At 44.9% G+C, this 13,328-nt stretch carries 11 protein-coding genes; all 11 read left to right on the forward strand.

Features of this window, described 5'->3' with window-relative positions:
- The first annotated feature begins 77 nt into the window (after nucleotides 1–77).
- A complete protein-coding gene (locus H8S75_RS30860) occupies nucleotides 78–467 on the forward strand; it encodes a hypothetical protein (RefSeq protein WP_349769023.1) in 390 nt (129 codons plus the stop codon).
- 162 nt (nucleotides 468–629) lie between these two features.
- Nucleotides 630–2,789 carry an SLC5/6 family protein gene (locus tag H8S75_RS30865; protein ID WP_243270533.1) on the forward strand — a complete coding sequence of 720 codons (2,160 nt, stop codon included), beginning with the start codon at nucleotides 630–632 and terminating at the stop codon, nucleotides 2,787–2,789.
- 45 nt (nucleotides 2,790–2,834) lie between these two features.
- Entirely contained in the window at nucleotides 2,835–4,826 is a 1,992-nt protein-coding gene (locus tag H8S75_RS30870) for a transglycosylase SLT domain-containing protein (protein ID WP_187024745.1), read from the forward strand.
- 4 nt (nucleotides 4,827–4,830) lie between these two features.
- Entirely contained in the window at nucleotides 4,831–5,484 is a 654-nt protein-coding gene (locus H8S75_RS30875; protein ID WP_148510527.1) for a hypothetical protein, read from the forward strand.
- A 254-nt stretch (nucleotides 5,485–5,738) separates the two neighbouring features.
- Nucleotides 5,739–6,044 (forward strand): hypothetical protein, encoded by a 306-nt coding sequence (locus H8S75_RS32955; protein ID WP_242867885.1) that lies wholly within the window; start codon nucleotides 5,739–5,741, stop codon nucleotides 6,042–6,044.
- 100 nt (nucleotides 6,045–6,144) lie between these two features.
- Nucleotides 6,145–8,502 (forward strand): VirB4 family type IV secretion system protein, encoded by a 2,358-nt coding sequence (locus H8S75_RS30880; RefSeq protein ID WP_081034197.1) that lies wholly within the window; start codon nucleotides 6,145–6,147, stop codon nucleotides 8,500–8,502.
- A 4-nt stretch (nucleotides 8,503–8,506) separates the two neighbouring features.
- Complete coding sequence (locus H8S75_RS30885; RefSeq protein WP_243270534.1) at nucleotides 8,507–9,049, forward strand: DUF5697 family protein; 543 nt, start codon at nucleotides 8,507–8,509, stop codon at nucleotides 9,047–9,049.
- Nucleotides 9,015–9,785 carry a DUF6100 family protein gene (locus H8S75_RS30890; protein ID WP_289582845.1) on the forward strand — a complete coding sequence of 257 codons (771 nt, stop codon included), beginning with the start codon at nucleotides 9,015–9,017 and terminating at the stop codon, nucleotides 9,783–9,785. The genes H8S75_RS30885 and H8S75_RS30890 overlap by 35 nt, the downstream gene beginning before the upstream one ends.
- A gap of 121 nt (nucleotides 9,786–9,906) precedes the next feature.
- Nucleotides 9,907–10,998 carry a hypothetical protein gene (locus H8S75_RS30895; protein ID WP_187024747.1) on the forward strand — a complete coding sequence of 364 codons (1,092 nt, stop codon included), beginning with the start codon at nucleotides 9,907–9,909 and terminating at the stop codon, nucleotides 10,996–10,998.
- Between the two features lie 32 nt (nucleotides 10,999–11,030).
- A complete protein-coding gene (locus H8S75_RS30900; protein ID WP_187024748.1) occupies nucleotides 11,031–12,065 on the forward strand; it encodes a DUF6017 domain-containing protein in 1,035 nt (344 codons plus the stop codon).
- Between the two features lie 73 nt (nucleotides 12,066–12,138).
- The coding region (locus tag H8S75_RS30905; RefSeq protein WP_187024749.1) for a type IV secretory system conjugative DNA transfer family protein at nucleotides 12,139–13,328 on the forward strand (1,190 nt) is incomplete at its 3' end.

Genomic DNA, 13,328 nt, shown 5'->3' on the forward strand with positions numbered 1-13,328 from the left:
AGAGCCATAAAAATTGTAAAATATGCAGAGAAGGCAATCATCATTGTGATGGTTGCTTTTTTTGTACCAAAAAAGGAGTGATTAATTTGAGCAAGGACAGACAGGCGGGGTTTCTGGTGTTTAATCAAAAAAAGCATATAAACATACCGGCGCTTACAGGACAGTTTTATGTAGTCAGCATGATGGTGCTTTTTAGGTGTCAGACTGCCTATGCAGATATTTTTGATACAGCTAAATCCGCCATGCAGCAAGTGTATACAGATGTTGCTGGAATTGCAACGGTAGGTGCAGTTGTGTGTGCGGCAGTATGTCTCTTTCTTATGAATTTTTCAAAGTCAGGAAAAACCGTGGATGAATCACGTGCCTGGCTAAAGCGTATTATTATCTGTTGGGCCGCCCTAATGACTCTTGGCGGTATTGTAACCTATATGGAAAGTATTATTCCAAAGAGTATGTTTTCTGCGTAACTATATGGAGTGTATAAAAAAGGCTGGTGCTCTCCCAGCAAGGAGGTGTGTAAAATCCTGTAACGGGATAATAAAATGGGCTGGCTGTTAGAATTATTATTTGAAAGTATTAAAGAAATGTGTTCCCAATTTATCATAGATATGATGGATGTCGCAAGCAGTATGTTTACGGAAATTTTATCCTGTAATTTAAATCTGTTTGAAGAATTGTTTGGCGTTGCCGGTAATTTGTACCGGGATGGCATTATGCCGATTGCGGTTATGATTCTTCTTATGATTTTGGTCTGGCAGTTATTTAAGGGAATATTCAGCAAGATAACAACCTCATCGGAGGAGCCAATTGAACTCATACTTCGGTCGGCCATCAGCCTTTTCATGATTGTCTACGCAAAAGATATTGTCAATTATATTCTGAATATTGTAGGAACTCCTTACCAGTGGGTAGCGGGAAGCGCAATCACAGTTAATTCTTTTTCAGCATACGTGACAGCAGCGGAGGCAGTGGTATCTGTATTGGGCATCGATATAATCAGCATTCAGATGCTTTTGTTAATCATGCATTTTGTTGTAGCTTGGAACTATTTTAAAATGCTTTTTATTTTGGCGGAACGGTATGTCCTGCTGGGAATCTTTTCTTATACCGCACCATTGGCATTTGCAGCCGGCGGTTCAAAATCCACAAATAATATTACCACCACATGGGTGAGGATGTTTGGTGGACAGATATTGATTATCATACTGGACGCGTGGTGTCTGAAGATGTTCCTTTCGGGCTATGGTAACTTAATGTCCAGCAGTTATGGATTTACGAAGTTTTTTGCGGCAACCATGTGTCTGATTGGATTTTGTAAGATAACCGCGAAGCTTGATAGTTATATGGCTTCTCTGGGAGTGAATCTGGGCAGAATCGGAGGCGGCCTTAGTGGTATGGGCGCACTTCTTATGGCAGGCCGGCTGCTTCATATGGGAGGCAGCGGTGGCAGAATCGGAGGCGGAAGCCAGGAAAAGGGAACTTCCCCCATGGGATTCAGCACAGGAAAACCAATTCCAATGGGAAGTGGTTCTCCGGACTTTGGAATAGCTGGTATGTCCGGTATGCAGAATAGTTCCAATATTGGCGGCGTGAGTGGTGGAGTAAATGCCGATGAAAACCCAGAACTAGGGGAGGACATTGACTGGCATGGGGCTGAAAATAATTTTGACAGTGGAATGCCTGGTACTGAGAGTGCAAATGCCCCCTTTGGAATGCCGGATGAATCCGATTTTGATGCACAAGAAGGCTCCTTTGACGGGATGGAGAGTAGGGAAGGTATGGATTACCCTGGCTTTAATTATGATGAGGATGTACCTAGGGATAGTTCTTATGATGAGGCAGGGGAAATTCCCGGAATGGGATATGGAAAAGATGGGCCGTTTGGAGCCTCCCTTGATGAGCCTGAAGAAGCGTTTGGAACTGAAATCGGAATGGACGAAGGCAATATTTCTGGCTTTGTAGGAGCAGAACCGGGTGGCGGTATGGAGGTATCAGGAGAGACTGGTGGAATTACCGGAATGCAGGATGGCGGGCAGGAAGCAGAACCAGGTGCAGGAATGGCAGACACTGGTATTCTTTCATATGATAGTGAATCCGCACAGGTAAAAGAACATGCAGGAACATTGCCTGGTGGAGCAGAAGCCATGGCTGCAGATTATGCAGGTGGTTTGGATAGCCCGGCCTCTTCTGTACATTCTGGTCTGCCGGGAACCAGTACGGCAGGAGCCGGCATATCGGATACTGATACCGCAATAAACGAAATGGCAGGTGGTGGCGCCATGGACGAAGGTCAGCCCCATAGCATGGGAATGGATGGCAGTGTTTCCAATGGTGTTGGTGCTGTCTCAGGCGCTGAAAGTATGCAAGAGGTCAAAGGTGTATCCCAGGGCGGAATGGAGAGCGGTACAGTTATGGAAACTGGTACCGGAACTTATGGTCAATCCGGAAAGGGCAGTTCTGATGAAAATTATGGTTCTTATCTTGCGGAGCGTGATGGAGAACGGTATATGCGTTATGATGCCAGTCGGTTTGAAAAACCACAGGGAGCCTATCAGACGATACATGAAGATGGAAAAACCTATTACGAACTTCCGGAAAAGGAACAAGCTCCAGCGGTTTTACCGGAAACAAAAGCGGTTTTGGAAAAGAACGGCATGATACGTCTGGAGAAAGTATACAAGGAAACTCCTCAAGAGAGAGGCGTACCGAAGCAAGCGTCGAAAAAGAAACCGGAGAACAAAAAGAATACCGGAAAGAGGTATGCGGACGGGAAAGGAGAAAAAAGATAACAAACAGCCGGTCTAAATGGGACCGGCTGTTTTATAGGAGAGAGAATGAACGAAGACCGGAGCAATGAGCCGCTTGACAAAGCGGCAGAAACGGCTGCACGAATCGTTCGGGCAGCGGGGCAGACAGAAAAAATTGCCCATTCGATACAGGCGGTACATGCCGCCGCTGGGGCTGTCAGGGCTGGAGGTGCGGCCAGCGGTGCCACGGTGGGAACCGCGTTGGGGGGACCGCTTGGAACATTAGTCGGCGCTTTGCTTACAAGTAAAACCGTTTGGAATGTAATAGGTTCTATCCTGCTTACAATCCTGCTTTTTGCATATCTGCTTGTAAATTCTGTCAGCCTTATTTTTATGTATCTCGGCTTTGCAGATGCGGATGCATATGTGTCCCAGGCTCGTACCGCAGAATGCAATAACATAAAAATACAAATAGAGGCTCTTTTTGCCGCTGATTCGGCTTTTGAGTCAGAAATATATGGTTTGGTCGAGGCCCTAAGAGATAAGGCAGCAGAGGAAATCCGGGCTGACTATGATAATAACCAGAGTGGATACGATGGGTATGAGGTGGATGATGAATATGAGACAGTCCTGAAACCAAAATTGAGCCAGTATCTGGCCGTTCTGATGGAAGAAACCTGGAACGGGAAACAAATAGAAGGATTTAATGGGTACGGTACAGGGGGAGGGACAAGCAGTCTTACCAGTGCGTATGATGAATATTTTACGCTTGCGTCCGCCACTTATCAGGTGTCAGAAGTACTATTAAAGGCTATGGCAAAAGCAGAATCCGATTTTAATCCAAATTGTGTATCCAGTGCAGGTGCTATTGGAATCATGCAGCTTATGCCCGAAACGGCAGTGAACCTGGGAGTTACCAATCCCTACGATCCTAAACAGAATATTATGGGAGGAGCTAACTATATCTCACAGCAACTTGCAGCTTTTTCTGTTTATCCGAATGGGCTGGAATTGGCGATTGCTGCATATAACGCGGGGCCAGGCGCTGTGAAGAGAGCAGGGTATCAAATTCCCCAAAATGGAGAAACACCAGCCTATGTGCAAAAGGTTCTGGGATATATGGGAGAGGGTGGCGGAAACACGATACCGGGAATCACACAGACCGATTCGTCCATATCGAAAGTGCTCTTAAAATCCTTTATTGATGAAAAAGAGAGCGCCTTTTTTGATTGGGCAGAGACAGGAACACATACAGAAACCATTGGTTCCGGCGATGAGGAAGAAGAAATTGAAATTGTGGACTATTCTATTGTGGTAAAGTTGAATCCACATTTGTCTTCAACAGGAACCGGATATAGTTTCCGTTATGTGACGGACCCAAATAGCTTTAATAACGTGCTGAAGCTGTTCCAGTTAGTTCAAAATGGGAAGGACGGGGCACTGGATATACTGTTTAAGGCCGCAAGCTGGAAAAATTATATATTAGGTTTGGGAGCGTCAGGAGGTATTTATACCAGTACCATCGCTACTGGAGGGGATAAAATCTCCTATGAGACAGTGCCCGGTTGTGTGAGGGAGGTAGTGTATTACAACCAGGGGGAGGAACCCTGGGCCTCTCTTTCCTACGGTGGAAGCACAATACGCACTTCTGGCTGCGGCCCTACAGCGCTTGCTATTGTGATTTCGACACTGACAGGTGAACAGATAACGCCGGAGATGACAGCGCAATATGCAATGGACACCGGAGGATATGTTTCGGGGCGTGGAACCAGCCATGCATATCCGGCGAATGCGGCTCGGAACTGGGGACTGTCGGTGGAACGTGTGAGGCGGGAACAGATGAATCATGTTGTTGCGGAATTGAAGAATGGTAAGCTTGCGGTGGTAATTTGTGCGGAAAATACGATATCAGGAAGCAGCGGACACTTTATTGTATTAACCGGAGTGACCAGTGATGGAAATATAACCATTGCCGACCCTGGGAGCCGGGGGAGGACTGGAAACCTGTACAGCCCTTCCACAATTCAGTCATACGCCAGGGATTTAAGCGATGGCGGCATATGGATTATAGGAGAGTGAAGGAATGAAGCATAGTTTAAAATGGAGTTTCTTTTCCAGTCTTGCGCTCAGCCTGATTCTTGGTATATCTGGAGTTTGCCATGCTGATAGTCTGGCGGGGGCAAAAGAAGAAACAATGTGGGGGGAAGAGTATACCGATACAGACACAGGGAAGGGAATGCTGGCTGTCCGGTGCCAGGTGTTTCAGGGGTTTCAGGGCGCAGTCACCATTCATTTTACTGGTATGGCAGGAGGAAGGACATTTACTGTGTCACTTGATAAAGATGGTGATTATATAGCAAATCTTTCGCTGGCGGGGGAGCAGTACAAAGTAACAGGAGTCACGGCCATATCAGAATTGCGGGAATATGACTGCCATGTAGAGCCGAATACTGTTTGTGTGGAAGCTGGCAGGATTTCTATCTGTAAGGTGTTTGTGAAACCGGGCAGTATCCAGAAATTTCCGGAAGAAACTGAAACGCAGATAACAGAGCAGGCTGAAAAACAAGAAATAGCAGAGAGGAAAAAACAGACAGAACAGATAAAGCCAGCCGTGGAGAAAGAGATGTTTAAAACAGAACCGGATTGGAGGCACATACCAGTTTTGGGTATTCTTGGCACTGTATTAATCCTGAGCTGTGCCGGCAGCCTGTTTTATTTGAGAAAACGGGATAAATAGGAGGGTGACGAGTAATGAATGAGGATAACCGGATTGATATTTATACAATCCCGCCCAATTTTGCTGAGGAGGGGACAATTCTTTCCGGGCGGGTAAAAACCAGAAATGCATTTGAAACAGCACTGATTCTCGCGGTATTGGTACCAATTATTATGTCACTGAATGTTACGGGAAAGACAAAACTATACATCGGCATGATAGTCCTGGTGCCGGTTATAATCCTGGCTATCATGGGAGTTCAGGGAGAAAGTCTTTTGGCATTTATCGCAAGCTTTTTCAAATTTTTAAAGCGTCGCCGCAACCTGTCCGTACCGGATGAGAGATACCGCTTAGAACAGAGCCGGAAGAGAGAAAGGTCAGAGAAAGGAGGGACGATAAAGCATGAAAGAGGAAAAAAGCGCGAAAAACCAAAGAAAAGCCTGGAGGCGGGAACTACGGAGAGTCAGGAAAAAACTGAAGCAGGAGCAAAAAAGAAGAAAACTAAAGCAAAAGGGAGAAAACGCTCCCCAAAAACAGACAAAGGAGAAAATCACAGCAGCAAAGCAGGAGGAGTTTTATGACCTGCCTTACACAAGAGCCTCTAAAGAAATTCCAATTGAATCAATCCGTGACGGAGTGATTCACACAACAGATGGACGGTATGTAAAAATCGTTGAGGTTCTGCCGATTAACTTCCTGCACCGGAGCGCCAGCGAACAGCGTAACATCATTTATTCTTACATAGGCTATTTAAAGATAGCACCTCCTGAACTGCAGATAAAATCCATCTCGAAAAAGGCAGATATCGGCCTGTATATTGAGGCTGTGAAGCAGGACATTGAGGCAGAGCCGGATGAACGGTGCCGGATGCTCCAAAAAGATTATATCAAGCTTCTGCGTTCGGTCGGATACCGGGAAGCGGTAACCCGGAGGTTTTTTCTGGTATTTTCTGTGGACGGCAGGCGGGGAACTGAGTCTGAAATCGCAGCGACATTAAACTCTTATGCACAGACAGCAAAGAAATATTTATACCAGTGTGGAAATGAAGTTGAAACATCAGATAATCCGACACAAGATATGGTGGAAATGCTGTATCTGCTGTTAAACAGGAAAACCAGCGCCACAGTTTCTCTTTCCCAGAGGTTAAATCAGGTGGCCGAGTGGTATATCCGCGAGAATGGGGAGGAAAGTACCGGCCGGATTCCGGTTGCGGAATACTTTGCGCCCGAAAGACTGGACTTCAGGCATGGGAATTATGTTATCATGGACGGAGTATACCATACATATCTCTTTGTCCCATCGGCAAGGTACCGGAACCGGGTGCCGGCCGGCTGGTTGTCCCTTCTTGTCAATGCGGGGGAGGGTATTGACGTGGACCTTTTTTTATATAAACAGGATAAGGTTAAGACTATTGAGCGCATTGGAAGGAGAATCCGGCTGAACCGCTCAAAAATCAAGGATGCCTCCGATACCAATACTGATTTTGATGATCTCGCAGAGTCAATCCAATCCGGATATTATCTGAAAAATGGACTCGCGGCAAATGAGGAATTTTATTATATTGCTATCCTGATAACCGTAACTGGATACAGCGCAAAGGAAGTGGAGTGGAGGGCTAAGGAAATGAGGAAGCTCTTAAATGCCCAGGATTTAGACACAGTTTCCTGCCTGTTTCAGGAGGAACAGGCATTCTTGTCCGCCCTGCCACTGTTAAAGCTTGATAAAAGCATTTATGAGCGTTCTAAGCGGAATGTTTTGACATCTGGCGCTGCGAGCTGTTACCCCTTCACTTCGTTTGAGATGTCGGACAAGGACGGCATATTGATGGGGGTGAATACTGCAAACAGTTCATTGGTAATTGTGGATATTTTTAATTCATCCTTATATAAAAATGCGAATATTTCTATCATGGGGACAACTGGAGCGGGAAAAACTTTCCTTCTCCAGTTAATGGCCCTGCGTATGAGAAGAAAAAACATACAGGTTTTTATTATAGCGCCAGACAAAGGACATGAATTTGCCAGGGCATGTACCAATATCGGAGGCGAATTTATTAAGATATCGTCATCTTCAAAAAGCTGTATCAATGTAATGGAAATCAGGAAAAAAAATAAGGAAACGAATGCAATCCTTGACGGGGAAGTCATGGAATATTCTGAACTGGCGGCGAAAATCCAGGATTTGCATATTTTCTTTTCTCTTTTGATTCCCGATATGTCCCATGAGGAAAAACAGCTCCTGGATGAAGCATTGGTACTGACCTATCAGCAGAAGGGGATTACCCATGAGAACGAAAGCCTGGTTGACCCGGAAAAACCGGAACAATATAAAGAAATGCCGGTTCTGGGGGATGTTTACAATGAACTGATTAAGAAGCAGGAGACCAAGAGGCTGGCCAATATCTTGAACCGTCTGGTGCATGGTTCTGCCTCCAGTTTCAACCAGCAGACCAACGTGGATCTGAAGAACAAATATATTGTTTTAGACATATCAGAGCTTACCGGGGACTTGCTGCCAGTGGGAATGTTCGTGGCGGTGGACTATGTATGGTCAAAGGTAAAGGAGGACCGGACAGAGAAAAAGATGGTATTCCTGGATGAGGTCTGGCAGCTGATTGGGGCTTCCTCCAACGAACTGGCGGCGGAATATGTTCTAGAGATTTTTAAGATAATTAGAGGTTACGCAGGTGGAGCAGTGTGCGCGACACAAGATTTGTCGGATTTTATGGCGCTCAAGGAAGGAAAATATGGACGTGGCATTATTAACGCCACGAAAACAAAAATCGTCCTTAACCTGGAAAATGACGAGGCAAAAAAAGTGCAGGGGCTGCTTCACCTGTCCGATTCGGAACGCATGGAGATTGTACATTTTGAGCGTGGAAAAGGGATGATTTCCACGAACAGTAATAATCTTACACTGGAATTTAGGGCAAGCCAGCTTGAGAATGATTTGATTACTACAGACAGGAAAGACCTGCAGAACTTGAAGGAACGGCTCGAAAAATTCGGAAACCATGCATATGGTAGGAGGGGAGGATAACTGGATGGCAGTATATATTAGCCCTGAGGTAATGGAGGAGAGGATACTCATGGTAATACGCAAGTATAATGTTCTTTATATGGAACAGCTTTTGAAATTTTTTGATGGGGAAGAAAAGGCTGCGGGAAAAGCGGTGTCAAGGCTTTTAAAGAACAGGCAGATTTACAGAAATCCTTATACCGGCCTTCTTGCATCCAACGAATTTGCCTATTCGCTGAAAGACGAGGGTACAATACAAAGCCTTTGGGTATTAATCGATATGATGCATAAACGGGAAGTGGACGGTCACTATATGGCGGTGAAAGAGGATTTTCCAGTAAGAATCTTGTTTTTCTGTGGTCAGGACATCTACGATATTATTTATATAGGAATTAGGGATTTAAAGCTGGTAAATGGTATGTTCGCCAAAAGCAGGCGCTCAGAGGAAAATAACATTATCGTTTTGGAGGATAAAGCGCTAATTAGTCAGATAGAGGTCCCTGGAATTATTGGGTTTTGTGTTGTGAAGGAGGGTGGAGAAGTCGAATATTATAGAAAAAGGACATGAATTTGAGATGATGGAACAATTGGAACATCAGCTTTTGGAGGTTCAGAGAGTTGCAGGAGTAGTACAGGATAAACTTGCTGAGGCACAGAGCGTAAAAACACTTTATAATCGTAGTGCTTCCAGTTTCCAGTATGGACGACTGTTAGATTGTATGATGGAAGCTTCTGAACGTGCTGAATGTCTGACAGACCGGCTGCGGAGATTTATATTGAGAAACACATTTAGCAGTTCTCTCAAAGAGGAATATTGTCTGAATTTAGTACAAATCCACAAAATCCGTGTGGAATATGAGGATTGCATATTGAAAGCAGAACTTCCGGTTTTACTGCCTCACCGTAAAAATAAATATACAGATTATATCTATAAACCTTTATTTCTGGCTCTGCAGAATTGGTGTAAAGAGCGTCAGCAGCAGGGAAAAGAAATTCCTGTATATGAGCGGGCAACGGTCTGCTTTATTCATGAGTATGATAAGAAACTGCCAGGATCCAGGATTCGGGACCATGACAATATAGAGGAAAAACAGGTCGTGGATGCTTTAGGAATGTACTTCCTTGTATCGGACAGCGGTCTGCATCTAGACACTTATCATACTACCATATTGGGGGAACGGGATTGCACGTTCCTTTTTTTGATGGAATATAACCAGTTTCCTAAGTGGATTTGTAAAAGGTACCACCTGGGCATCATATCGAAAAATCATCCGATTCCCGCTACAGGTTTTTCGACAGGGTAAAATTTTGGTGAGAGCTTTAAAAACGTATCCATAGACAGAAAAAGGGAGATTCATTTTACCCAGGGATGGAGAGGACAGGGTATGAAAAGGAACAAAACGGAATAAGAAGAAGGGGACAGATATGAAAATGGATAGAAAAGATGAACTTCTGTTACTTATAGCAGTCAGCGGGGAAATACCGTCAGATTGGATTGGCCGTGCAGTCGGTTCTGAATCTTACGCCGCTGTGCTTTTGACCCGATTGAAGCGGGAGGGAGAAGTTAAACTTCGGAGTAAAGATGGTATCAGAGGTTATCTGCTTCGAAATAAAGCTAAACAGTATCTATTGGTTCATTATTGGGATGATGTGCGGCTCTATTTATCCGGAGCCAACTCCACCAATCACGTGAAGAGTGAACCAGAAAAACGGTTGCGGCTTCATCGTATGAGTATGGTATGGATTTATATTCATCGCGCCGGGATACGGATTTTTCAGAGTGAAAAACCGGAACTTTTCCCTGTTTTCCATCAGGTTCCGTTCGATTCCTCAACTATCATAGGCAGTACCCCGGTATCTTATTACGGGACAATGGAGTGGAAGCAGGAAACGGACATGGAAATCAAAGGCTCAAGGGCCTGTGGGGTACTGGCGGCGGATCAGTTTTATGTGGTCTACAATACGATGGGAAACCTGATGAAATGGACACCAAAAATAGAACGGAATTTAAAAAGCCGTCTGGAGATACGGCTTAGAAAGTGCAGACGGCTTTTACCGGGCGGTGCCATTATCATGGGAGTCGGTATGGAGATGGTACAGAGAATATTAATCAGTGACGGAGGACTGAAGGGGAACCTCTTTTCTTTAGATGATGTGTATGAGAGTTATTACTATATTCCCTTTTATGCAGAGGCGGCTATTCAACTGAGATTATTAGGCAGTGAATCCGATGGGGTTAGGTTTTACCGCTTTTTGTGTGGCGCGTTAAAAAGCGTGAATAATGACCGATTCTCACCGGAGGCCGGAGAAGATGAGAACGGGACTCCGGTTTACTTTTGTTACTTAATGGATTTGTGGCAGATTAAACGTATTATGAGTCTGTCGATAAGAAAGGGTGGCAGAATATTCTGTTTTACTTATCAGGCAGAGGTACTCCGTTTACTTGTACCAAAATGGTTTCAGGTGGAGGCAATCCGGCCAGAGAAAGTGTACCGATATCTGGGGTGGAGGCAGTAGGGCAGAGCTGAACAGAAAAAGGAGAGAGCAATATGGAACCGATTTATCAAACTGGTAATGACACGGTAGACCGGTTGAGCCGAATTCGGTTTACCGGCAATGTGATTCCTCCGGCCTGGTACCGAACCATTTTAAGAGACACAGGAAAACCATATTTGATTGCAATAGTAATCCTGTCTGATATTGTGTACTGGTACCGCGCAGCCGAAGTGCGGGATGAAGGGAGCGGACAGCTTCTGGGTTACCGCAAGCGGTTTAAGGCTGACTTGTTGCAGAGAAGTTACCAGCAGATAGCGGAACAGTTTGGGATTACAAAACGGGACGCGGCCAACGCGGTGGTGGAGTTAGAGAAACTGGGAGTGGTCCGCCGTGTTTTCCGTACATTGACTTCAAATGGGCAGTCCATTCCCAATGTTCTGTTTCTTGACCTCGATGTGGACATCCTGGAGCGGCTTACCTTCCCGGAGGAGTATAAAGAGGAACCGGAAAGGCTAAAAATAAAAGAAAAAAAGAGCCGGCCAACCGGAACGGGAGCACCAAGCAGGCAGTATCCCCGAAATAAGGGGGACGTGTCACTCAAATCGGTGACACCTCCCCCCGAAATTGGTGACATATCTATACCAAAAAAAGTGACATCTCTCTCCGAAATGAGGGAGACAAATACAGAAATTACATACATAAATCACAACAGAGAATATCCTATCCAATCATATCAGGAGTTGAAGGAGGAATTTAAAGAGCAGATTGAGTATGACATTTTAAAAAGGGATTTAGGAGCGAAGGAGGAATTGGAGGAACTGGTGGAGGTGGCCGTGGAAATCCTGGCGTCCAACAGAGATACCATTCGTGTCAACCGGGAGGACAAGCCGGCCGGGCTTGTCAAAGAACAATATCGGCGCTTAACCATGTTCCATATTCAGTACGTGTTATCCTGCCTGCAGGAGACGGAATCAAAGGCGAGGAATATCCGGGCAGTAATGGTGACGGCGCTTTATAACTCCGTGAGTACGATTGGGACCTATTACGGAAATCTGTTCCAGTATCACAAGAAAATAAAACGAGAATAAACATAAATAGGTTGGGAAAGCAGACAAGATGGCAGTCTGTTTTTGTTGCCAATTATAGAAATGGAGGATTCAGATGGAGGAAGAACAAAAATTTAGGAAAAAGAAATTTGCCATAGGACTGGCCTGCTTGCTTCTGGTGGCTCTTTATAGCGGCGGTTTCTTACTGCAGCTTATGGTAGATGCCGGTCATGTGAGTCTTAACCCGTTCCGGTGTCTGTATTTTGCGGTATCTTCCATGAATGGCTTAAAAACATCGGTGTTTACCGTATTGCTTTTTTTTGTGATTTCCGGGGTTATTGCATTCCAGGGTAGTATAAGCGATACGGACGGGAAAGATGAGGAACGGAATTTTACCTACTCGAATCTTGGAACCTATGGTACGGCTGGATATATGAAGGATACCGAGCGGAAGAAGGTGTTAAAGGAGAATAAAGATATAAGGAATGTAGATGGAATTATTTTGGGTCTGGAAATGACGAGCGGGAATATATTAAGCCTTCCTGTGAATTCCAGACTGAATCGTAATATTGCCGTGTGTGGCTCACAGGGTTCCATGAAGTCCAGGGCATTTGCCCGAAACATGATTCTTCAGTGTGTCAGACGGGGGGAGAGTATGTTTGTGACGGATCCGAAATCCGAACTGTATGAGGATATGGTTGCATACTTAAAAGAGCAGAACTATACGGTCCGTCAATGGAATTTGATTAACCTTGAAAATTCCGATGCATGGGATTGTTTGGCAGAGATTGACGAGGGAGGACTGATTGATATCTTTGTGGACGTAGTAATCCGCAACACGACTGACAAATTCGATCATTTTTATGATAATGTTGAAATGGATTTATTAAAGGCGCTCTGCCTGTATGTATACCATGAATACAAAGATAAAGATAAAACCTTTGCAGAGAGTTATAAGATTTTAATTAACCAGAGTTTGGAAGCAATAGATGGAATTTTTGACCGGCTCCCTACTTCTCACCCAGCAAAGGGTCCCTACCGACTCTTTGCCAAAGCTGAAAAGGTAAAGGGAAATGCAGTACTAGGCCTGGGAACCCGGCTTCAGATTATGCAGAATGAGAAGGTGCAGAAAATTACCAGCCATAAGGAAATTGATTTAACGTTGCCTGGACGGGAGAAGTGTGCATATTTCTGCATTACATCCGATCAGGACTCCACATACGATGTTCTGGCCACGTTGTTTGTTTCTTTTTTATGTATTAAACTGGTGCGGTTTGCGGACCAGCAGCCAGATCGTAAACTGCC

This window comes from Hungatella hominis, assembly GCF_014288005.1.
In the GTDB taxonomy this organism is placed as follows: domain Bacteria; phylum Bacillota; class Clostridia; order Lachnospirales; family Lachnospiraceae; genus Hungatella; species Hungatella effluvii.

What these genes read in the sequence shown, in the direction of transcription:
- H8S75_RS30885 (WP_243270534.1), top strand. Translation starts at nt 8,507, where the DNA reads ATGGCAGTATATATTAGCCCTGAGGTAATGGAGGAGAGGATACTCATG.
- H8S75_RS30870 (WP_187024745.1), top strand. Translation starts at nt 2,835, where the DNA reads ATGAACGAAGACCGGAGCAATGAGCCGCTTGACAAAGCGGCAGAAACG.
- H8S75_RS30900 (WP_187024748.1), top strand. Translation starts at nt 11,031, where the DNA reads ATGGAACCGATTTATCAAACTGGTAATGACACGGTAGACCGGTTGAGC.
- H8S75_RS30895 (WP_187024747.1), top strand. Translation starts at nt 9,907, where the DNA reads ATGAAAATGGATAGAAAAGATGAACTTCTGTTACTTATAGCAGTCAGC.
- H8S75_RS30865 (WP_243270533.1), top strand. Translation starts at nt 630, where the DNA reads ATGTTTACGGAAATTTTATCCTGTAATTTAAATCTGTTTGAAGAATTG.
- H8S75_RS30875 (WP_148510527.1), top strand. Translation starts at nt 4,831, where the DNA reads ATGAAGCATAGTTTAAAATGGAGTTTCTTTTCCAGTCTTGCGCTCAGC.